16 protein-coding genes and 1 pseudogene are annotated in these 20,733 nt (G+C 65.6%); 5 read left to right on the forward strand and 12 right to left on the reverse strand.

Annotation, left to right across the window (positions count from 1 at the left end):
• Positions 1-4: 4 nt before the first annotated feature.
• Both rfbD and rfbB read right to left on the reverse strand, forming a co-directional pair.
• Positions 5-922 (reverse strand): dTDP-4-dehydrorhamnose reductase, encoded by a 918-nt coding sequence (gene rfbD / locus ACGLHR_RS10105; RefSeq protein WP_400093601.1) that lies wholly within the window; start codon positions 920-922, stop codon positions 5-7.
• Positions 912-1,976, reverse strand: coding sequence for a dTDP-glucose 4,6-dehydratase (gene rfbB, locus ACGLHR_RS10110; protein WP_400093603.1), 1,065 nt, complete (start codon positions 1,974-1,976; stop codon positions 912-914). Before rfbB ends, rfbD begins: the two co-directional genes overlap by 11 nt.
• A 250-nt stretch (positions 1,977-2,226) precedes the next feature.
• Between rfbB and ACGLHR_RS10115 the strand changes: the two genes are divergently transcribed.
• Together ACGLHR_RS10115 and ACGLHR_RS10120 are read left to right on the forward strand one after the other, a co-directional pair.
• Positions 2,227-3,063 (forward strand): symmetrical bis(5'-nucleosyl)-tetraphosphatase, encoded by an 837-nt coding sequence (locus ACGLHR_RS10115; protein WP_400093605.1) that lies wholly within the window; start codon positions 2,227-2,229, stop codon positions 3,061-3,063.
• A 90-nt stretch (positions 3,064-3,153) separates the two neighbouring features.
• Positions 3,154-4,374, forward strand: coding sequence for an acyltransferase family protein (locus ACGLHR_RS10120; RefSeq protein WP_400093607.1), 1,221 nt, complete (start codon positions 3,154-3,156; stop codon positions 4,372-4,374).
• A 51-nt stretch (positions 4,375-4,425) separates the two neighbouring features.
• Here the strand turns inward: ACGLHR_RS10120 and ACGLHR_RS10125 are convergent, their stop codons facing one another.
• Both ACGLHR_RS10125 and ACGLHR_RS10130 read right to left on the reverse strand, forming a co-directional pair.
• A complete protein-coding gene (locus tag ACGLHR_RS10125) occupies positions 4,426-5,292 on the reverse strand; it encodes a lysophospholipid acyltransferase family protein (RefSeq protein WP_400093608.1) in 867 nt (288 codons plus the stop codon).
• Positions 5,293-5,356: 64 nt separating this feature from the next.
• The gene (locus ACGLHR_RS10130; RefSeq protein WP_400093610.1) at positions 5,357-6,631 is read right to left on the reverse strand and encodes a dihydroorotase; all 1,275 of its coding nucleotides are present in this window, start codon (positions 6,629-6,631) and stop codon (positions 5,357-5,359) included.
• Between the two features lie 111 nt (positions 6,632-6,742).
• Between ACGLHR_RS10130 and ACGLHR_RS10135 the strand changes: the two genes are divergently transcribed.
• Positions 6,743-7,876, forward strand: coding sequence for an RNA-guided endonuclease InsQ/TnpB family protein (locus tag ACGLHR_RS10135; protein WP_400093611.1), 1,134 nt, complete (start codon positions 6,743-6,745; stop codon positions 7,874-7,876).
• A gap of 112 nt (positions 7,877-7,988) precedes the next feature.
• Here the strand turns inward: ACGLHR_RS10135 and ACGLHR_RS10140 are convergent, their stop codons facing one another.
• The 5 genes from ACGLHR_RS10140 to ACGLHR_RS10160 all read right to left on the reverse strand — a co-directional run bounded on the left by ACGLHR_RS10140 (position 7,989) and on the right by ACGLHR_RS10160 (position 11,436).
• The gene (locus ACGLHR_RS10140) at positions 7,989-8,960 is read right to left on the reverse strand and encodes an aspartate carbamoyltransferase catalytic subunit (protein ID WP_400093612.1); all 972 of its coding nucleotides are present in this window, start codon (positions 8,958-8,960) and stop codon (positions 7,989-7,991) included.
• Between the two features lie 105 nt (positions 8,961-9,065).
• On the reverse strand, positions 9,066-9,593 hold the full coding sequence (gene pyrR / locus ACGLHR_RS10145) for a bifunctional pyr operon transcriptional regulator/uracil phosphoribosyltransferase PyrR (protein WP_267604070.1): 528 nt from the start codon (positions 9,591-9,593) through the stop codon (positions 9,066-9,068).
• A complete protein-coding gene (gene ruvX / locus ACGLHR_RS10150; RefSeq protein ID WP_267604071.1) occupies positions 9,590-10,027 on the reverse strand; it encodes a Holliday junction resolvase RuvX in 438 nt (145 codons plus the stop codon). Before ruvX ends, pyrR begins: the two co-directional genes overlap by 4 nt.
• A complete protein-coding gene (locus tag ACGLHR_RS10155; protein ID WP_043348720.1) occupies positions 10,020-10,592 on the reverse strand; it encodes a YqgE/AlgH family protein in 573 nt (190 codons plus the stop codon). Before ACGLHR_RS10155 ends, ruvX begins: the two co-directional genes overlap by 8 nt.
• A 136-nt stretch (positions 10,593-10,728) precedes the next feature.
• A complete protein-coding gene (locus tag ACGLHR_RS10160; protein ID WP_400093642.1) occupies positions 10,729-11,436 on the reverse strand; it encodes a pseudouridine synthase in 708 nt (235 codons plus the stop codon).
• A 175-nt stretch (positions 11,437-11,611) separates the two neighbouring features.
• Between ACGLHR_RS10160 and ACGLHR_RS10165 the strand changes: the two are divergent.
• A pseudogene (locus ACGLHR_RS10165) lies at positions 11,612-13,161 on the forward strand (cryptochrome/photolyase family protein).
• A gap of 68 nt (positions 13,162-13,229) precedes the next feature.
• On the opposite strand, the gene ACGLHR_RS10170 reads toward ACGLHR_RS10165, so the two are convergent.
• The 3 genes from ACGLHR_RS10170 to hemC are packed head-to-tail and all read right to left on the reverse strand — an operon-like array spanning position 13,230 to position 17,606.
• The gene (locus tag ACGLHR_RS10170) at positions 13,230-14,420 is read right to left on the reverse strand and encodes a heme biosynthesis protein HemY (protein ID WP_400093613.1); all 1,191 of its coding nucleotides are present in this window, start codon (positions 14,418-14,420) and stop codon (positions 13,230-13,232) included.
• Positions 14,421-14,423: 3 nt separating this feature from the next.
• Positions 14,424-16,595, reverse strand: coding sequence for a fused uroporphyrinogen-III synthase HemD/membrane protein HemX (gene hemDX / locus ACGLHR_RS10175; protein ID WP_400093615.1), 2,172 nt, complete (start codon positions 16,593-16,595; stop codon positions 14,424-14,426).
• A 9-nt stretch (positions 16,596-16,604) separates the two neighbouring features.
• The gene (gene hemC, locus ACGLHR_RS10180) at positions 16,605-17,606 is read right to left on the reverse strand and encodes a hydroxymethylbilane synthase (RefSeq protein WP_400093616.1); all 1,002 of its coding nucleotides are present in this window, start codon (positions 17,604-17,606) and stop codon (positions 16,605-16,607) included.
• 80 nt (positions 17,607-17,686) lie between these two features.
• Between hemC and ppc the strand changes: the two genes are divergently transcribed.
• Positions 17,687-20,704: a phosphoenolpyruvate carboxylase gene (ppc, locus tag ACGLHR_RS10185; RefSeq protein WP_400093617.1), complete on the forward strand. Its 3,018-nt coding sequence runs from the start codon at positions 17,687-17,689 to the stop codon at positions 20,702-20,704.
• Positions 20,705-20,733: the final 29 nt, after the last annotated feature.

Consider the following 20,733-nt stretch of genomic DNA (forward strand, 5'->3'; position numbering starts at 1 on the left):
CGCTTCAGGAAAAAATCTGGTCAAGCAGATAATGGATGCCCGGCTGCCAGTGCGGCAGATGAATCTCGAAGGCTTGGCGAAGCTTGGCTGTGTCCAGGCGCGAGTTCGCCGGACGTGGCGCGGGCAGTGGGTAGGCTGTGGCCGGAATCGCTTCGACGCTGGCCGGATCCACCTTCAGTTCGATCCCTTGCGCAGCGGCATAACGCAACACTTCAGTGGCGTAGCCGTGCCAGCTTGTTTCCCCCGCAGCGGCCAGATGATAAATGCCGGAAGGGAATGCGCTCTGTTCGCCAGCGAACCAGAAGCGCCCAATGATCTGGGCGGTCACATCCGCGATCAGCGCAGCCGTGGTCGGTGCGCCGAATTGATCGGCGATCACGCGCAGGCTGTCGCGCTCGCGACCTAACTTGAGCATCGTCTTGGTGAAGTTCCCGCCATGCGCGCCGGCCACCCAGCACGTGCGCAGGATCAGTGAGTGGCCACCAACCGCCTCGATCGCCTGCTCGCCAGCCAGTTTGCTTGCGCCGTAGACCGAGCGTGGATTGACCGGATCGGTTTCCACATAAGCCCCAGCCTTGCTGCCGTCGAAGACGTAGTCGGTCGAGTAGTGCACCAACAGGCTACCAAGCGCCTTAGCCTCTTCCGCCAGCACGCCAGCCGCCGTGCCGTTGACCGCAAACGCGGTCTCGGCGTCGGTCTCAGCCTTGTCCACCGCCGTGTAGGCGGCCGGATTGACGATCACATCCGGGCGGTACTGGCGAACCACCTGACGCAGCGCCTCCACATTCGACAGATCGCAGCCGGCCCGGTCAAGCGCGACCACATGGCCCAGCGGCGCCAGGCTGCGGCGCAGTTCAAATCCAACCTGGCCGTTGCTTCCTGTTACAAGAAGGGTAGGAACAGTAGGCATCTTATGCTGCATATTGCTTTGCCATCCAGTTCCGGTATTCGCCCGACATCACATCCTGTACCCAGGCTTGATTGTCCAAATACCACTGGACGGTCTTGCGCATGCCGCTCTCGAACGTCTCAGCGGGCTTCCAGCCAAGCTCGCGTTCCAGCTTGCGCGCATCGATGGCATAGCGACGGTCGTGGCCAGGACGGTCCTTGACGAAGGTGATCTGGTCCCGGTAGGAGCCCGCTGCCTTGGGACGCAGCTCGTCGAGCAGGTCGCAAAGGGTATGGACCACGTCAAGATTGGTCTTCTCGTTCCAGCCGCCCACATTGTAAGTCTCGCCCAGGCGGCCACGCGCCAGCACTTCGCGGATGGCGGCGCAGTGATCGCCAACATACAGCCAGTCGCGTACGTTCAGGCCATCGCCGTAGACGGGCAAGGGCTTGCCGCCCAGCGCGTTGGCGATGATCAGCGGAATCAGCTTCTCGGGGAAGTGATACGGGCCGTAGTTGTTGGAGCAGTTCGTGGTGAGAACCGGCAAGCCATAGGTGTGGTGATAGGCGCGCACGAGGTGGTCCGATGCGGCCTTCGACGCCGAATACGGGCTGTTGGGGGCGTAGGGCGTGGTCTCGGAGAACTGCGGATCGTCGGCTTCGAGCGAGCCGAAGACTTCGTCAGTCGAGACGTGCAGGAAACGGAAGGCTGCCTTGGCTTCGTCATCCAGCGCGCTCCAGTAGGCGCGCACCGCCTCGAGCAGCGTGAACGTGCCAACGATATTGGTCTGGATGAACTCGGCCGGGCCGTGGATGGAGCGGTCAACATGGCTCTCCGCGGCAAAGTGGACCACGGCGCGCGGCTTGTGGGTCGCCAGCAGTTGGTCCAGCGCGGCGCGGTCGCAGATATCCGTCTGCGAGAAGACATGGCGGCTGTCGCCCTCGAGCGAGGCCAGCGTCTTGCGGTTACCGGCATAGGTCAGCTTGTCGACATTGACAATCCTGTCGGCGTCTTCCTTGCCGAGCCAGTTCAGAACGAAGTTGGCGCCAATGAACCCCGCACCGCCTGTAACGAGAATATGAGACAAAAGCTGTGCTCCCTGCCTATCGATATGTTTCGAGAACCCGACAAATGCCGAGCGCCCGCCTGGGTCCGTTGTGGGGACGGCGGGATCTTAAGTACCTGCAGAAGTGGCGGTATTCTATCCGACGGGGGACGAGGCCTTACCCGGAACTGCCATATTTTTGTAGCCTGTTGTAACGTCCCGCCCAAATTGTCCTCACAATATCGGAAATTCAGAACCAATTTTTTCGGATTCAATCAGGCAGCATATATTTGTGACTTATAATTATCATTATGCTATTGGCGACCTTCAAGGCTGCGCGGCTTCATTCGAAGAACTCCTCACCCAGCGCCTGCCGGTGGACAGCCATGTGCGCTTCGTCGGTGACCTGGTCAACCGCGGCCCGGCTTCGGCACGCGCGCTGCGGACCGTCCGCCAGCTCGGCGACCGCGCCGAATCCGTGCTTGGCAATCACGATATCCATTTGCTGGCCGTGGCCGCCGGCGTGCGCAAGCCGGGGCGCGGCGACACCCTGGACGATATCCTCGACGCCGCTGACTGCAACGAACTAATCACATGGCTCAGGCACCGGCCCATGGCCATCCATGAGAACGGCTTCCTGCTCGTACACGCCGGCGTGCTCCCGCAGTGGACGGCCGAGCAGACCATGGAACTGGCCAGGGAAGTGGAGCGCGAGTTGCAAGGGCCCCACTGGAAGGCATTCCTGGGCGGCATCTTCGGCAATGCGGCAGACCGCTGGGTCCCCAACCTGCGCGGCATCGAGCGTCACAAGGTAATCGTCAACGCCCTTACCCGCCTGCGGTTCTGCAACGCTCACGGCGTGATGGATCTGAAGACGAAGGACGGCCCCGGCTACACGCCTGCCGGCTACATGCCCTGGTTCGACGTCCCGGGCCGGCGTACCGAGGACACTACCGTCGTCTGCGGACACTGGTCGACACTTGGGCTGGTGATGCGCCCCAACCTCATGGCGCTGGATACCGGGTGTGTCTGGGGGGGCAAGCTGACGGCGGCACGGCTGGCAACGGATCCGACGGAGCGCTCACTCGTCCAGGTGGAATGCCCGCAGTACTGCGATCCGCATTCCTAGCCCGGATGCGACGTTCTTCCATTGGCGGATGGGCCTGTGGCATCATGCGCGACTGTTCCAGCTAACTGCACCAGCTTAGGACCGTTGCACGTGACCCCCCTTTCAATATGGCCCTCACTCGCCATATTCGCGCTCGCCCTTGTGTTCGTGACACCCGACTGGCCGTGGCGCTTCCTCGATAGCCCGCAAAGTCAGGCAGGGTCGCGCAATGTTTCCCTCGATGGATTGCGCGGATTCCTGGCGCTTGCGGTGGTGCTGCACCATGCGTCGATTACCTACGGCTTCATACAGACCGGCGTGTGGCAGCTGCCGCCTTCCTCCTACTACGCTCTCCTTGGACAAGTCGGCGTTTCGCTGTTCTTCATGATTACCGCGGTTCTGTTCTGGGGGCGCCTGCTGGACGAGGGTCCGCGCATCAATTGGCTTGCTCTATACGGCAACCGCTTTTTCCGGATCGCGCCACTTTATCTAGTGGCCGTGGGGTTCATGTTCGCGATCGTAGCCTATCGAACACAGTTTCGATTGGCCGTCTCGTTCGGGGAATTGTCCGGTCAGGTATTTCATTGGATTTTGCCAGGCCTTACGAAATCGCCCTCACCCATCAATGGCTACGGTACCCCATCGCTGATCCTCGCGGGAGTAGCGTGGACCCTTTACTACGAGTGGCTGTTCTATATCTCGCTACCGTTCCTGGCGATCGCCGCGTTGCGGCGATCTGTACTGTCTTTCATTCCCGCCATCGCCTGGCTCTACGTGTACTCGCCCACGGTGTTCTCCGACATGGAGCGGTATTTCGTCGCTCTGTTTGCTTGCGGGATGTTTGCCGCAAGCATGGTGCGACGGTATCCGCAGCTCTGTGGAGACAACAGTGTGAAGTCCCTGGTCGGCATCTCCCTGCTTATTGCTCTCTTCGCCAGCAGCAAGACCGCATACGCCTGGGGCCCGATTGCGCTTCTTGGGGCGTTCTTTCTGCTGGTCAGCAGTGGAACCACATTCTTTGGCCTGCTGGCATCGCGCGGTGCCATTCGCTTGGGGAATATCAGCTACGGTACCTATCTGCTGCAAGGACTGGTGCTGCAGGCGCTGTTCTCGCCGAGAACCCTGGGGCAACTTGCCTTGCGGGGCGCCCAGCAGTACTGGCTGGTCGTCCTGCTACTGGTCCTGGTGCTCGTCCTCGTCGCTGCGGCGACCTATCAATGGGTCGAAAAGCCCGGAATTCGGTTCGGCAAGCGTATTGTGCAGCGCCACGCGCAAAAGGCGACGCCGGTTGCCGACCCTGATCACGACAAGCAAACACTCAAGTCTGCGTAAAAAACGGGTTCGTGCTTGTGCAGGCCAGCGTGCTGGCACAAAGGACCGCCGCTAGCGTACCGCTGCCGAACCTGATGACGCGGGAACATCCAATGGGTCGACCGGTGTCGGACTGCCAACACCATACTCGGGTAGCGGGCTCACGCGATTCGCCTGGCGCGCCAGCGTTGTCGCCCCCTCATACTCTCCCCGGCAAAGGTGCATCACCACCTCCCGCGCCGATTCAGCCAGCTCACGGCGGCTGGCGGACGAGGCATGTAACACAGGCCCAAACGCCAGCCGCGCCGTGATCGGCGGCGCACGCAGGACGGCATCGAGCGTCTGCAGCAGGGTCAGATCCCCGATATACGCCGGCGCCGTGGTCGACTGCCCCGTAGCCGCATCCAGATACGTCAACCCAACCGGCTGCACCGGCAGCCCGCCCGAAATCGGCGCCTGCATCAGGTTGGCGTGGAACGGCAGCACGCTGCTGCCGTCCGTGGTGGTCCCCTCAGGAAACACGCAAACAAGATCACCCTGCAGCATCACATCGGTAATGGCATGCAGCACCCGGTGCGCATCCCGCTTGCGCGCCCGTTCGATAAAGATGGTGCCCGTCTGCCCGCACAGCCAGCCGATCACAGGCCAGTCGCGAATCTCCGACTTGGCCACGAAGCGCACGGGCTGCCAGCAGTTGATGACGTAGATGTCCAGCCAGGAGATGTGGTTGGACACCACCATGGCGCCATGCGGGGGCTGCTGCCCGGGCTCCAGTCCCTGCACCTCGACCGTTACGCCGCAGATCCCCAGCAGCCGGCGAGACCAGCGCCGGATATGCCATTGGCGCGACTCGACACCCAGCCACGGAAACAGCAGGGCGCAAGTGATCAGGCCGCGCAGCAGGTGCAGGGCGAGAGTGGTCTTGCGTAGCCAGATCATGCAAACCTCGCCGGCATGCCCGTCCGAGTCGTCTTGCCCGTATCCACTTGGCAAGTCATGGTGCTCAGTGCAGTTCGTAGACGACGTGGCCGCCGACCAGCGTGGTGCGCACGCGGCCACGCATGTCGTAGCCTAGCCACGGCGAGTTCTTGCCCTGGCTCTTGAGCGCGCGCCGCTCCACCTTCCACTCCTGCTCGGGATGGAAGATGCAAATATCGGCCGCGCTGCCGGTGCTCAGCGTTCCAGCCGCCAGGCCCAGCACGCGGGCGGGCTCCGCCGTGATGCGGGCGAGCGCCTTCCCCAGCGGCACCTTGTGCTCCTCGGCCCAGCGCAGCGTCAGCGGCAGCAGCAGTTCCAGCCCAGTGGCGCCGGGCGAGGCTTCGGCGAAGGGCAGCAGCTTTTCGTCGTCGTCCACGGGGGTGTGGTCCGAGCACAGCGCGTCAATGGTGCCATCGGCCAGACCCGCCACGATGGCGTCGCGATCGCGCGCGCTGCGCAGCGGCGGCGAGAAGCGCATCTGCGAGTTGAAGTAGCCGATGTCCATATCGGTCAACGACACGTGGTGGATATTGACGTCGCAGGTGACCTTGAGTCCTTCGCGCTTGGCCTGGCGTACCAGCTCGATGCCGGCGGCCGAGGACAGCCGGCACAGGTGCACGCGCGCGCCGGAGCTGCGCATCAGCTCGAAAATGGTATGCAGGCGCACCGTCTCGGCGATCACCGACATCCCGGACAGCCCCAGGCGCGAAGCCACGGCGCCGCTGGCGGCCACGCCGCCACCGAGGTACGGGTCTTCCGGGCGCAGCCAGACCGTGAAGCCGAAGGTCTGCGCGTACTGCAGGGCGCGCAGCAGCACCTGGGTGTTGCGGATCGGCGCTTCGGCCTGCGAGAAGCCGATGCAGCCGGCCTCGGTCAGCTGCGACATCTCGGTCAGCGTCTCGCCCTTCAAGCCCAGCGTCAGCGCGCCCAGCGGGTAGACGTGCGTCTGGTTGAGCGTGCGGGCGCGGTACTTGAGCATCTCGACCAGGCCGGGCTCGTCCAGCACGGGGTCGGTGTCGGGCGGGCAGACCAGGCTGGTCACGCCGCCGGCGGTGGCTGCCGCCACTTCGGATTCGAGCGTGGCCTTGTACTCGTAGCCGGGCTCGCGCAGCCGCGCGGAGAGGTCAACCAGGCCGGGGCAGACGATCAGCCCGGCCGCGTCGATGGTCTTGTTGGCATGGAAGTCCGCCGGCGCGCTGCCCACGCCGACGATCTTGCCCGCGGCAATGTAGAGGTCTTGCTGCGCATCGACGTTCGCGGCCGGGTCGATCAGGCGGCCGCCCTTGATGTGGATCTTCATCAGAGTTACTCCGAGAAACCCCGAGCTTCAGGCGGGGATGAAAGGAGCGCAACGCGCAAGCATTGCATTCCGGTATTGGATTTCACACATATACATTGTATTGTGTGAGGCGTGAACGTTAAGCGCGCATACCGATTCCGGTTCTACCCCACACCCGAACAGGGAGTAATTCTTGCGCGGACATTTGGGTGCGCGCGATTTGCGTACAACCACATGCTTGAGCTGCGTACCGCTGCATGGCTTGAGCGGCAGGAGCGAGTCGGATATCACGAAACCTCCGCTGCATTGACCGCGCTGAAAAAACAGCCCGAGTTCGCTTGGCTGAACGAGGTTAGCTCCGTGCCGGTGCAGCAGGCGCTGCGCCATCTGCAAACCGCGTTCGCCAACTTTTTCGGCAAGCGTGCGAAGTACCCGACGTTCAAATCGAAGCGCGACAAGCAATCGGCGGAATACACGAGCAGCGCCTTCACGTGGAATGGCAGTGCGCTAAGGTTGGCGAAGATGGGGGAGCCGCTTGCAATACGCTGGTCACGCACCCTGCCCAAGGGTGCCAAGATCACAACGGTCACAGCATCGAAGGACACAGCTGGCCGATACCACATTTCCCTGTTGTGCGATGACCTGATTGCGGCCAAACCTGAGGGCGCCTCAAAGCTCGGAATCGACTTGGGGCTGACCCACTTCGCCATCCTCTCGAATGGCGAGAAAATAGCTGCGCCGAACACATTTCGCAGAAATGAATCCAAACTCTCCAAGTTGCAGCGGAGACTGGCGAAGAAGCAGAAAGGATCAGCTCGCCGCGCCAAGGCGAAGCTGAAAGTCGCAAAACTGCATGCCAAGATTGCAGATGCCCGCGGAGACTTCCTGCACAAACTTTCGACTCGGTTGATAAACGAGAACCAAGTGATAGCCATCGAAAGTCTTGCCATCAGCAACATGCAGAAAAACCGCTCCCTTTCGAAGTCAATTAGCGATGCAAGCTGGTCGGAGTTCGTCAGGCAGCTGGAATACAAAGCGCAGTGGTATGGGCGCACGTTGATTGGCATCGACCGCTGGTATCCGTCTAGCAAGCGATGCAGCGATTGCGGGCATACGGTGGCCAAGATGCCATTAAACGTCCGCACCTGGGTGTGCCCTGCATGCGGCACGGCCCATGACCGTGACATCAATGCTGCACGCAACATTTTGGCCGTCGGACTGGCGGTGTCAGCCCATGGAGAAAGCGTAAGTCCCATGTCTCTTTGAGATGATGTCGGGTTGCATTCCGTGAAGTGGGAATTCCCTCCGAAAGGGTGTGGAGCAGTCAAATCGTGTCGCTTGGCTGTTTTGGCTCGGGCGTTTTGGTATGTAGGCCCAGTTAGTCGCTATTTCCGGCCACGATGCCCATCACGGCCATGCGTACCGCAATGCCGAAGGTCACCTGGTTGAGGATCACGGACTGCGGCCCGTCGGCCACGGCGGAGTCGATCTCCACGCCGCGGTTCATCGGGCCCGGGTGCATCACGATGGCATCGGGCTTGGCCAGCGCCAGGCGCTCGGGCGTGAGGCCATAAGCCTTGAAGTATTCCTGCGCCGAGGGCAACAGCGCGCCACTCATGCGCTCGTTCTGCAGGCGCAGCATGATCACCACGTCCACGCCCTTGAGTCCCTCTTCCATATTGTGGAAGACGCGCACGCCCATCTGCTCGAGCCCCGAGGGCAGCAACGTGCGCGGGCCGATGGCGCGCACTTCGGGCACGCCCAGCGTGGTCAGCGCGTGGATGTCGGAGCGCGCCACGCGGGAGTGCAGGATGTCACCCACGATGGCGACCGTGAGATTGGTGAAATCCTTCTTGTAGTGGCGGATCGTGTACATGTCGAGCAGCCCCTGGGTGGGGTGCGCGTGGCGGCCGTCGCCGGCGTTGATGACATGCACATGGGGCGCGACGTGCTCGGCGATCAGGTAGGGCGCGCCGGAGCTGGCGTGGCGCACCACGAACATGTCGGCCGACATCGCCGACAGGTTGTTGATGGTGTCGAGCAGCGACTCGCCCTTGCTGGTGGACGAGGCGTTGATGTTCAGGTTGAGCACGTCCGCCGACAGCCGCTTGGCGGCAATCTCGAAGGTGGTGCGGGTGCGCGTGGAGTTCTCGAAGAACAGGTTGAACACGCTTTTGCCGCGCAACAGCGGCACCTTCTTCACTTCGCGGTCCGAGTCGGACAGCGAGACAAACTGGCTGGCAGTGTCGAGGATGTGCGCGACCATCTCGCGCGACAAGCCCTCGATCGAAAGCAGGTGCTTGAGCTCGCCGTTCTTGGTCAGTTGCGGGTTGCGGAACGTCTTGATCATGGCAGGTAGAAAGGGCCGGGCGGTGGCGTTGACTGGTCTGGGCAGGTTTGGATCGTGCTGGCCGGCGGGCCCTTGTGGGCGCGCTGGCAGTTGGGCTGGGCAGGCTTAGTTGCCGGTGGCCTCGTTGGCGAAGGCAAAGCGCATGTCGGAGCCGGTGCCCTCAAACGACAGCACCAGCGTGGTGCCGGGCGGCAGCTCCACGTGCGCGGCGGCAATGTCGGCAGCCGCCGGCAGTTCGCGGCCACCGCGATCGACCAGCACGGCCAGCGCCACGCGGGCCGGGCGGCCATAGTCGAACAGCTCGTTGACGGCGGCGCGGATGGTGCGCCCGGTGGCCAGCACATCGTCGATCAGCAGGATCTTGCGGTCTTGCACGTCAAACGGCAGCGTGGTCGGCTGGGCCTGGCTGTGCAGGCCCTTCTTGGCATAGTCGTCGCGGTGGAAAGCAACGTTGATGACCCCATGCGCCGCAAGTTGCAGGTCGGCAGCGAGCCGCTCGGCAATCCAGGCGCCGCCGGAATAGATGCCGGCGACCGACCATTGCGCGCGTTCGGCTTCAGGCAGCGCAGCCTGCACCTGGTCACGCAGCGTACGGTAGAGCGCCTCGGCGTCGAGAGAGGAAGTCTGGGTCATAGCGGATGCTGGTCGAAGTACTGTTGCAGGATGATGCTGGCGGCCTCGGCGTCAAGCGCGCCCTTGCGGGCGCCGGCCATCTCGGCGGCGATCGACGTGTAGCTTTCGTCCACCCAGGCCACCGGCAGGCCGAAGCGGCCGTTCAACTGGTTGCCAAAGCGGCGTGCGAGCCGCATCGACGGCTGCTGGGTGCCGTCCGGATTGGTGGGCATGCCCACCACCAGTTGCACCGGCGCCCATTCATCGATGAGCGCGGTCACCGCCTCGAAGCGGCCTTCCACGGTGATATTGGGGATGATGACGAGCGCACGGGCCTCGCGCGTGACAAAGTTGCCAAGCGCAACGCCGATCTTCTTTTCGCCGTAATCGAAGGCCAGGACGGTGCCGTCGGTGGGCAACTGGCGCGGCGCTGGCGTCGCTCCGTCCTCAGGCATGCCCAGCCTCGCCCGAGAGCATGGTGAAGTCGATGCCCAACAGGCGTATGGCGGCGGCAAAGCGTTCCTCGGGAGGCACGCTGAAGATGATTTCGGGATCGGCCTGGACGGTCAGCCAGCCATTGCGGCTGAGTTCTTCCTCAAGCTGCCCCGCGCCCCAGCCGGCATAGCCGAGCGTGAGCAGGAAGCGCTGCGGGCCGCTGCCGTTGGCCACGGCCTCCAGCACGTCCTTGGAGGTGGTCATCTCGAGTCCGCCGGGCACGGCCAGCGACGAGACATAGATGCCAACCGGATCATGCAGCACGAAACCGCGCTCGGTCTGCACCGGCCCGCCGAAATAGACAGGCTGCTGCGCCACCGGCTGGATCTCCAGCTTGAGGTCGATCTTGTCGAACAGGGTGGCCATATCGATGTCGATAGGCCGATTGATCACCAGGCCCAGCGCGCCGCGGTCGTTGTGCTCGCACAAGTAGACAACGGAACCCGAAAAAGTCGGGTCTGCCATGCCGGGCATGGCAATCAGGAACTGATTGGTGAGATTGATTGGGGCTTCCAGCGTCGCCATTCCTGCATTTTATCAAATCGTTGCCATCCGTCCGGAAAAGATTCACGGATGCCGCACTGCAGCATCCCGGCGCTTGCCCGGTGCGCTTGCTTGCTGGCCTCTTTGCCAGCTTCTTTGCTCGCTTGCTGCCGCCTGCTTATTCCTTGCGCGTCAGGGCGACCAGGTCTTCGGGCGTGAGCCAGCGCCAGTCTCCCAGCGCCAGGGTCGGCTCCAGCACCAGCCCGCCGATGGCGCTGCGGTGCAGGGCTTCCACATGGTTGCCCGCGGCTGCCACCATGCGCTTGACCTGGTGGTACTTGCCCTCGGTCAGGCTGAGGCGCAGGCTGCGCTCGCCGGTGGCCTCACAAGCGGCCGCCGCGATCGGGGCCGGCTCGTCCTCCAGCTGCACGCCCGCCACCAGGGCGTCGACCTGCGCTTGGTTGACCGGCTCGGCGGTCGTCACTTCGTAGACCTTGGGCACCTTCTTCTTGGGCGAGGTCTGGGCGTGGATGAACTGGCCATCGTCCGAGAGCAGCAGCAGGCCGGTGGTGTCCTGGTCCAGCCGCCCGACCGCCTGCACCTCGCGCTGGCGCAGCGGCACCGGCAGCAGGTTGTACACGCTGGGATGGTGGCGCGGGCGCTGCGAGCACTCGTAGCCCACCGGCTTGTTCAGGAGGATGTAGGCCTTGGTGTGGCCGATCCATTCCTCGCCGTCCACGGTCAGGCGCAGGCCGTCGACCTCGAACCTGGCGCCCGGATCCTCGCACAGGGTGCCGTCGACCTCCACCAGGCCGGCCCCGATCAGGTCGCCGCAATAGCGGCGGGTGCCGAAGCCTTGGGATTGGAGAATGCGGTCGAGTGTCATGGCCATGGCTTGATTCTTGATATCTAGATTACTGGATTGCTGGAATACGGGTTGGCTTGTGCGGCGCTGCGGGCAACGCTGGCCGCCATGCGGGGCCAGCCAGCGCGCGCGGCGCATGCCTGACGCTATGGTAGGGTAACAGGCTTCGTCAGCCCAACTTCCGGAGCGCCCGATCTTGCCCCCATCCCGCGCCGATGCCCGCCAGCCCTATCGGATCGACCGGCAGTTCGAGCGCGGCCTGGTCTGGTTCCGGCGCGACCTGCGCGCCGACGATCACGCGGCGCTGCATTATGCCCTCAAGCACTGCCGCCAGGTATGGTGCGTCTTCGTATTCGACCGCGAGATCCTGGATCCGCTGCTGGCGCGGGGCCTGGCGGCCGACCGCCGGGTGGAGTTCATCCTGGCCTCGCTGGCTCCGCTGGACGAAGCGCTGCGCGCGGCCGGCGGCGGCCTGATCGTGCTGCATGGCCATGCGCGCGCATCTCTTCCCGAGCTGGCCGCCGAGCTCGGCGCCACCGCCGTGTTCGCCAACCACGACTACGAGCCCGCCGCAATGGCCCGCGACGCCGAGGTGAGGCGAGCGCTGGCGGACCAGTCCTGCGCCTTCTTCAGCTTCAAGGACCAGGTGATTTTTGAGCGGGACGAGATCCTGACCGGCCAGGGCAAGCCCTTCTCGGTCTTCACCCCCTACAAGAACGCCTGGCTCAAGGCCCTGCTCCCGTTCGACCTCACGCCCTACCCGGTCGAGCCCTATCTCAGGTCGCTGGCCGCACCACCCAAGGCTTACGTGCGCCCGCTGCCCACGCTGGAGGCACTGGGCTTCGTCCCCTCCAACCTGGCCGAGATCGCCATGCCCGCCGGCAGCGCCGGCGCCCACGCGCTGTTCGACGAGTTCTGCGACCGCATGGGCGACTACACGCGCCGGCGCGACTTCCCCGCCCTGCGCGGCCCGAGCTACCTGTCGGTACACCTGCGCTTCGGCACCCTGTCGATCCGCACGCTAGCCCGCACCGCCCACGCCGCCACGCTGCGCGGCGGCGCGGACAGCGCCGGCGCCGCCACCTGGCTGTCGGAACTGATCTGGCGCGATTTCTACTTCATGATCCTGCACCACCACCCCCGGGTCGCCGAAGGGCATGCCTTCCACCCCGCCTACGATGCCATCCGCTGGATCGACGCGACACCGGCGAGCGCTACTTCCAGGCCTGGTGCGACGCCAGGACCGGCTACCCGCTGGTGGATGCCGCCATGCTGCAGATCCGGCAAAGCGGCTACATGCACAACCGGCTGCGCATGGTGGTAGCGAGCTTCCTGGTGAAGGATCTCGGCGTGGACTGGCGGCGCGGCGAGCAGTACTTCACCGACCAGCTCAACGACTTCGACTTCTCCGCCAACAATGGCGGCTGGCAGTGGGCAGCCTCCACTGGCTGCGACGCGCAGCCCTACTTCCGGATCTTCAATCCGACCACGCAGTCGGAGAAATTCGACCCGCAGGGGCGCTTCATCCGCAAGTACCTGCCGCAACTCGCGCGCTTGCCGGACAAGTACATACATGCACCATGGACAGCCTCAGAGGACGTGTTACTAGCATCCGGGGTCAAGCTAGGCGAAAACTATCCGCGACCGATCGTCCAGCATAATGTCGCGCGCAAGGAGACGCTGGCGCGGTATGCCTCGGTGGTGGAGAAGGCAAACCAGCGGCAACTGAACGAAGCCCACGGATAGGCCAGCGCAGCCGCCATGACGACGGCTGTCTCTCCCTCTCCCTTCAGTGGGCGAGGGAAGCAAAACCCTCAAGCCGCCAAAATCGCGCTCTCCCGATAATGCCGCTGCGCCTCCTCCGGCCTCTCAGTCTCCTCAAACATCTTGGCCAGCGCCAGATGCGCCCGAACCCGCAGCCTGCGCTGCGAATCCACATCCGCATACCTCAACGCCCGCTCGAAACTAGACTGCGCCTTGCCCCATAGCTTCTCGCCAAGGCAAAGCACACCCAGCGCAAAGTACAGGTCCGCATCGACCGGATGCTGCGTCAGCCATTTCTCGGCCTGCTGGATCTGCGGCAGCGCTCGTCCAGGCTCGGCGCATTCGGCATAGCGCAAGACCAGCCGGCTGTCCCAGTTCACCTTGAGTGCCTCTTCCACGATCTTGCGGGCCTCCTCCTGCCGGCCGAGCGCCGCGAAGTAGCGCGCTGCGGGCTCGGCAATGCGGGCCGCGCGCCGTTCGTCGGTCGAGAGCGAGCGCCAGAAATCATGCAGCGCATCGATGTCGTTCCGGCGTTCTTCAAGCAGGGCCTCGCAGGCCAGCTGCTTGAGGCGCAGCGCCAGCACAGGATGCAGGGCGTTGCGCTTTTCCAGCGAACGCGCCAGGCGCAGGACTTCGGTCCAGTTCTTCAGGTGCTGGTGGGCACGCAGCGCGATGCGCTGCACATGGATCTGGCGCGCGCCCTGAGCCTGCAACTGCGCGATGGTCTCCAGCGCGCCTTCGGCGTCGCGGGCGTCGACCAGCAACTCGGCCATCGACACCAGCCGGGCCTGCTCGCGCTCGGGATCGGTCACCTGCGCCATCCAGGCGTCGCGCCGCTCGGTTTCCTGCATGCGGTGCGCCGCGCGGGCACCGATCAGCGCCGCGGTCTGGGCTTGCTCGGGCCAGGCCTGGGCCTCGCGCGCGGTGCGCTCGGCACGGGCAAAGCGGCCGGCGAACAGGTTCTCGATGGACTCGCGCAAGGCCGCCTGCGCGCGGCTCATGCGGCTGCGCTCACGGTAAGCCGCAGCGCGCGCCGGCATCTCGGACAGATGGCGCATGGTGCTGAGGATGGTCCAGACCACGAAGAACGCCAGCAACAGCAGGGCCAGCCCGAGGTTCAGCGACAGCTCGACCCGGTAAGGCGGGTAGAACAGGACCAGGTTGCTCTGGTTGAATTGCGTGAACAGCGCGAGCCCGACCGCGCCACCGAACAGGATAGCTACCCAGAAAAGAAGCCGCATGTGCTACTCCTTCTTGAGCGCTTGCAGCGCGCCGAGGCTTTCCGCCATGGTGGGCAACTGCACCGTCACCGCGCCTGCCTGGGCCTGCTTGAGCAGGGTCAGCACGGCCTGCACGCGGCGCGACTTGGTGTCGCAATAGCGCCCGATCATGGCTTGCGCGGCCGCCAGGTCATTGCGGAACACCGGCTCGTTGCGCGACAGCAGCGCCAGGCGCGCATTGAGCAGGCGCAGCTTGACGTTCTCGCGCAGGAACCAGCCCTGGTCGCCGGTCAGCAGCAGAGCCTGGGCATCGTCCACGCGGCGGATGCGGATGACTTGCGTCAGCTCGTCGCGCACACTGCCCCACAGGCGGCCAAACCAGTTGCCGATCGCGTTGCCGGCCGGCACTGCCTCTTCCTTGGCGGCATTCCTGCCGGCCTTGGCGCCGGCTGGCTTGGCGGGCTTGTCGACGGCCTCGGCCATCGCGTCCGTCTTGCGCGCATCGGCTTCACTGCGCTCGAGCATGCGCTCGCTCGACAGCAGCGGCAGCGTATCGATCTGGTTGATGGCTTCGTCGAGCTTGATGGCGGCACCGGTCAGGTCCGTATCCGGCACGGCCTTCATGCGCGCCACGTCGCGCGCAATGGCCCGGCGCAGCAGGTTGTATTGCGGCTTGTCGGTGCGCGCGAGGCGGGTGTCGGCGCTTTGCAGCGCGGCCAGCGCCACCTGCACGTTGCCCGTCAGCTGGAGTTGCTGGCCGGCGTTGGTGAGCAGTTGCTGGATCTCAGCGATCTCCCAGTCGTCGCGGTTGCGCATCAGGTCCTGGTAGACCTGCTCCAGCGCGGATTGCTTGTCGCGCGCCTCGCCCACCTGGCCGTCCAGCGCGCCGACCTTGGCCTGCAGTTCCTTGACGGTGTCCTGCGCATTGCGCGAGAGCACCCGGGTTTCCTGCACCAGCGCATCGTTGCTCTGCTGGCGCCGCGCCAGCTCCTGGGTCAGGTGGTCCACGTGCTGCTGCAGCCACCAGAAGCCGCCGCCTATGGCGAGGACCAGCAGGAACAGCAGCAACCACCACGGATTGACGCGGGGCGCGCCGCGCACGGGCAGCGGGGCGCCAGCCGCGGGAGGCGGGCTGGAGGCGGGAGGAGCGGTATTGTCTTGCGTCACGCGATCGACCTTCGTTGACGTTGCGGGCGGTGGGTTGACTTGTGGTGCTGCCGGGGGCGGCGGCACCGTGGCGACCGGGGCAGGCACAGGCACGGGCGCGGCGGCAGCCGGCGGCGCCGCGACAGGCATCGGCGCCGGCGGGCCGGCATGCGCCTGCGCCCACTGGCGGCAAGCCGCCAGCAGGCCTTCGTCTCCGGGTGCCGCGCGCAGCAGGTGCGAGAACCCGAGGGCCAAGGCCTGTTCGGCGATTCTCGCATGGGGCGCGATGCACTGCACCTGGCGCAGGCAGGCAAGCTCTTGCGGGCTCAGGGCCTGGCGCGCCATCTCATCGAGATTGCGCACGGCTTCGGAACTGGTCAGCAGCCAGGCCTGCGGCGCCGCGCCCGGCTTGAGAGCGTCGCGCACGGCTTGCCATTGCATGCTGCCGGGCGTGGGGACCGAGCGCTGGTAGGCCTCGACCGCCTGCACCTCGGCGCCGGCGGCGCGCAGGCGCTCGGCCAGCCAGTCTCGCCCGCCGTTGCCACGGATGATCAGGACCTGGCGGCCGTCGAGCGCGCCGGCGTCAAGCTGGGCTTCGAGCTGTTGCCACAGGGCCTCGGAATCGAAGCGCGCGGCGGCGCCATCGCCACCGTTGGCGGCATCGCCGTTGTCTGCCTCATGGCCGGTCGTACAACCGGCCGGGGCGATCACGCGGTAGTTGGGCGCGGCAATCCCGCGCTCGGCCAGCGCAGCCACGCTGGCGGGGCCAACCACGGCTACCGCTACGGATGCCGGCCACTGCGGCGCGGGCTTGTCCTGCACCTGGGCCAGTGCGTCGAGCGCGAAGGCCACGGCATTGGGACTGACGAAGACCACCAGCGCGAAGTCCGGCAGTTGCGCCAGCGCCGCGCGCAAGGGGGCATCGTCGGCCACGGGGCCGATTGCCAGCAGGGGAAAGCCAAGCACGTCCAGGCCGGCGGCCGACAGGGCCTCGGTAAGTTGCCGGGACTGCCCGGCGGGTCGTGTTACAACGACGGTCGGGCGGGGCATGGGCCAGTCTCAGGCAGGGGCTTGATGGGACGCCGGATCCACCAGCGCCGCGAGAATGTCGGCCGCGCCCTGCCCCAACAGGTCCTGGGCAACGGCCTTGCCAAGCGCTTCGGCCTGGCTGGATGCATCGGCGCCTTCCACCACGGCGGCAGACTGGGCCCGCACGCAGCGGCTGCCATCGGGCAGCGCCACGAAGGCATCGATGTGCAGTTGCGTGCCGTCCCAACGGGCATGTGCGGCAAGCGGTACCTGGCACGAACCGCCCAGCATGCGCGACACGGCGCGCTCGGCAGTCACGGCCAGCGCGCTGGGCGCATGGTTCAGCGGCGCCAGCCACGCGGCCAGTTCGGGCCGGCCGGACGGAATCTCGATGCCCAGCGCGCCCTGGCCGGCTGCCGGCAGCGAGCTGACGGGATCCAGCACGGCACGGATACGATCAGCCAGGCCCAGGCGCTTGAGCCCGGCGGCGGCCAGGATGATGGCGCCGTAGTCGCCACGATCGAGCTTGGCCAGGCGGGTATCTAGGTTGCCGCGCAGCGGCTGGATCACCAGGTGGGGGTAGCGGGTACGCAGCGCGGCCTCCCGCCGCAGGCTGGAGGTGCCGACCACGGTCCCGGCGGGCATTTCGTCCAGCGAGGCGAAGCGGCTTGAGACCAGCGCATCGCGCGGGTCCTCGCGCTCCATGATGGCGGTCAGGGCAAACCCTTCAGGTAACTCCATCGGCACATCCTTGAGGGAATGCACGGCGAGGTCGGCGCGGCCTTCGGCCATCGCGATCTCAAGCTCCTTGACGAAGAGGCCCTTGCCGCCGACCTTGGACAAAGTACGGTCTAGAATCTGATCTCCGCGCGTCGTCATTCCGAGAATGGACACATCGCACGCGGGATAGTATTGTTGCAATGCAGCACGCACATGCTCGGCCTGCCACATAGCCAAACGGCTTTCACGGGAGGCGATGACTAGCTTGCGCGGCGCAGCGCCGGAGGAAGACGGGGAGACGGATGCTTGCATCCGCCAATGTTAGCACGCACCCCAAGCCGCTCCGGGCCAATAGACAACACACAATAGATAAAGAAACGACAGGAGATTGCATGACGCAGCAAGCTGCGCGCCCCGCCGGCCGGCGCAAGCCAACCGCCAGCCGGGCAGACGCCCCCGACACCGCAATGGCTTCCGCCTCGATTCCCGCGACCGCCCCATCCGCCAAGACCACCCGCACCAGGCGCGCCGCCGCGGCGAAGCCTGAAGCGGCGCCCGCCGCGACCCCGGCCAGCGCCCCGGCCCGCCGCGCCAGCGACAAGGACGTGCCCCTGCGCGAAGACATCCGCTTCCTGGGCCGGCTGCTGGGCGACTGCGTGAGGGAGCAGGAAGGCGAAGCCGCCTTCGAAGTGGTCGAGACCATCCGCCAGACCGCGGTGCGTTTCCGCCGCGAGAACGACCGTGCTGCCGGGGCCGAGCTGGATCGCCTGCTCAAGCGCCTGTCGCGCGACCAGACCAACTCGGTGGTGCGCGCCTTCAGCTACTTCTCGCACCTGGCCAATATTGCCGAGGACCAGCACCACAACCGCCGCCGGCGCGTGCACGCGCTGGCCGGCTCGCCGCCGCAGCCGGGCAGCCTGGCGCACGCGCTGCAGGCCATCGACGCGGCCGGCGTGACCGGCAAGACCTTGCGCAAGTTCTTCGACGAAGCGCTGATCGTGCCGGTGCTCACCGCCCACCCGACCGAAGTCCAGCGCAAGAGCATTCTCGACGCCGAGCGCGAGATCGCCCGCCTGCTGGCCGAGCGCGACCTGCCGATGACGGCGCGCGAGCGCGATCACAACACCGCGCTGCTGCGCGCCCGTGTCACCACGCTGTGGCAGACCCGCATGCTGCGCAATACGCGGCTGATGGTGGTCGACGAGATCGAGAACGCGCTGTCCTACTACCGTACCTGCTTCCTGCGCGGCATCCCGCTGCTGATGAGCGAGTTGGAGGAAGACATCGCCGCGGTGTTCCCCACCACCCGCAAGAGCAAGTCCGCGCCGGCCGCGCAGACCCAGCTCGCGCCCTTCTTCCAGATGGGCTCGTGGATCGGCGGCGACCGCGACGGCAATCCCAACGTCACCGCCGACACGCTGGAACAGGCCGCGAGCAAGCAGTCGTCGCTGATCCTGGAGTGGTACCTGGACGAGGTGCACGCGCTCGGCGCCGAGCTCTCGATGTCGAGCCTGATGGTGGAAGCCAGCCCGGAACTGCTGGCGCTGGCCGAAGCCTCACCCGACCATTCCGAGCACCGCGCCGACGAGCCCTACCGCCGCGCCCTGATCGGCATCTACGCGCGCCTGGCGGCAACCTGCCTGGCCGTGACCGGCCAGGCCGCGCCGCGCCACCCGGTGGCCAACGCCGCGCCGTACGCCGATGCGCAATCCTTCGGCGCCGACGTGCAGGTGGTCATCGACTCGCTGCGCGCCCACCACGGCGAGGCGCTCGCGCGCACCCGCATCGACGCGCTGGCCAAGGCCATCGCCGTGTTCGGCTTCCACCTGGCCTCGATCGACATGCGCCAGGTCTCCGACGTACACGAAGCGGTGATCGCCGAGCTCTTTGCCGCCGCCGGCGTGGAGGCCAACTACGCGGCCCTGCCGGAAGCCCGCAAGCTGGAACTGCTGCTGGCCGAGTTGCGCCAGCCGCGCCTGCTGACCCTGCCGTGGCATATCTACTCCGAGCAAACCCGCAGCGAACTGGCCATCCTGAACATGGCGCGCGAGCTGCGCGCCCGCTATGGCTCGCGCGTGGCCCGCAATTACATCATCTCGCACACCGAGACGCTCTCCGACCTGGTCGAGGTGATGCTGCTGCAAAAGGAGGCCGGCATGCTGCGCGGCACGCTGGGCAGCAAGTCGGACCCGGCACGCCCGGAACTGATGGTGATCCCGCTGTTCGAGACCATCGAGGATCTGCGCAACGCCGCCGGCATCATGCAATCGCTGCTGGAGCTGCCGGGCTTCGCCTCGGTGATCGCCCACCACGGCGGCGAGCAAGAAGTGATGCTGGGCTACTCCGACTCCAACAAGGACGGCGGCTTCCTTACCTCCAACTGGGAGCTGTACAAGGCTGAACTGGCGCTGGTGCAGGTGTTCGAGGCGCGCCGCGTGAAGCTGCGCCTGTTCCACGGCCGCGGCGGCACGGTTGGCCGCGGCGGCGGCCCGACCTACCAGGCCATCCTGTCGCAGCCGCCGGGCACGGTCAACGGCCAGATCCGCCTGACCGAGCAGGGCGAAATCATCAACAGCAAGTTCGCCAACGCCGAGATCGGCCGGCGCAACCTGGAAACGGTGATCGCCGCCACGCTGGAAGCCTCGCTGCTGCCGACGCAGAACGCGCCGAAGGACCTGGAGACGTTCGAGGGCATGATGCAGCAGCTCTCGGATCGCGCGTTCACCTCGTATCGTCACCTGGTGTACGACACGCCTGGCTTCAAGGATTACTTCTTCGCCACCACGCCGATCACCGAAATCGCCGACCTCAACCTGGGTTCGCGCCCGGCCTCGCGCAAGCTGATGGACAAGAAGCAGCGCCGCATCGAAGACCTGCGCGCGATTCCCTGGGGCTTTTCCTGGGGCCAGTGCCGCCTGCTGCTGCCGGGCTGGTACGGCTTTGGCAGCGCGGTCAAGGCGCTGCTGGACGAGGCGCAGGACGAAAAGTCGCACAAGGCGGCCGTGGCCACGCTGCGCCGCATGGTCAAGACCTGGCCGTTCTTTTCCACGCTGCTATCCAATATGGACATGGTGCTGGCCAAGACCGACCTCGCCGTGGCCTCGCGCTACGCGCAGTTGTGCGAAGACGCCGCGTTGCGCAAGACGGTGTTCGCGCGGATCAGCGCCGAGTGGCACCTGACGTGCGAGATGCTGGCCCTGATCACCGGCCGCCAGGAACGCCTCGCCGACAACCCGCTGCTGGCGCGTTCCATCAAGAACCGCTTCGCCTACCTGGATCCGCTCAACCACTTGCAGGTGGAATTGCTCAAGCGCTACCGCTCGGGCAAGGATGGCGACGATATCCGCGTGCGGCGTGGCATCCACCTGACCATCAACGGGGTGGCTGCAGGCTTGCGCAACAGCGGCTGACGCTGGCAGTGCAAAAAATCCGCCATGGT

The organism is Cupriavidus sp. CuC1 (genome assembly GCF_044627735.1).
Classification (GTDB): Bacteria; Pseudomonadota; Gammaproteobacteria; order Burkholderiales; family Burkholderiaceae; genus Cupriavidus; species Cupriavidus ulmosensis.

Excerpts from the sequence above, each read along its gene's own strand:
- rfbD (WP_400093601.1), bottom strand. The coding sequence starts at position 922 with ATGCAGCATAAGATGCCTACTGTTCCTACCCTTCTTGTAACAGGAAGC.
- ACGLHR_RS10125 (WP_400093608.1), bottom strand. The coding sequence starts at position 5,292 with ATGATCTGGCTACGCAAGACCACTCTCGCCCTGCACCTGCTGCGCGGC.
- ACGLHR_RS10130 (WP_400093610.1), bottom strand. The coding sequence starts at position 6,631 with ATGAAGATCCACATCAAGGGCGGCCGCCTGATCGACCCGGCCGCGAAC.
- ACGLHR_RS10140 (WP_400093612.1), bottom strand. The coding sequence starts at position 8,960 with ATGATCAAGACGTTCCGCAACCCGCAACTGACCAAGAACGGCGAGCTC.
- pyrR (WP_267604070.1), bottom strand. The coding sequence starts at position 9,593 with ATGACCCAGACTTCCTCTCTCGACGCCGAGGCGCTCTACCGTACGCTG.
- ruvX (WP_267604071.1), bottom strand. The coding sequence starts at position 10,027 with ATGCCTGAGGACGGAGCGACGCCAGCGCCGCGCCAGTTGCCCACCGAC.
- ACGLHR_RS10155 (WP_043348720.1), bottom strand. The coding sequence starts at position 10,592 with ATGGCGACGCTGGAAGCCCCAATCAATCTCACCAATCAGTTCCTGATT.
- ACGLHR_RS10160 (WP_400093642.1), bottom strand. The coding sequence starts at position 11,436 with ATGACACTCGACCGCATTCTCCAATCCCAAGGCTTCGGCACCCGCCGC.
- ACGLHR_RS10170 (WP_400093613.1), bottom strand. The coding sequence starts at position 14,420 with ATGCGGCTTCTTTTCTGGGTAGCTATCCTGTTCGGTGGCGCGGTCGGG.
- hemDX (WP_400093615.1), bottom strand. The coding sequence starts at position 16,595 with ATGCCCCGCCCGACCGTCGTTGTAACACGACCCGCCGGGCAGTCCCGG.
- hemC (WP_400093616.1), bottom strand. The coding sequence starts at position 17,606 with ATGCAAGCATCCGTCTCCCCGTCTTCCTCCGGCGCTGCGCCGCGCAAG.
- ppc (WP_400093617.1), top strand. The coding sequence starts at position 17,687 with ATGACGCAGCAAGCTGCGCGCCCCGCCGGCCGGCGCAAGCCAACCGCC.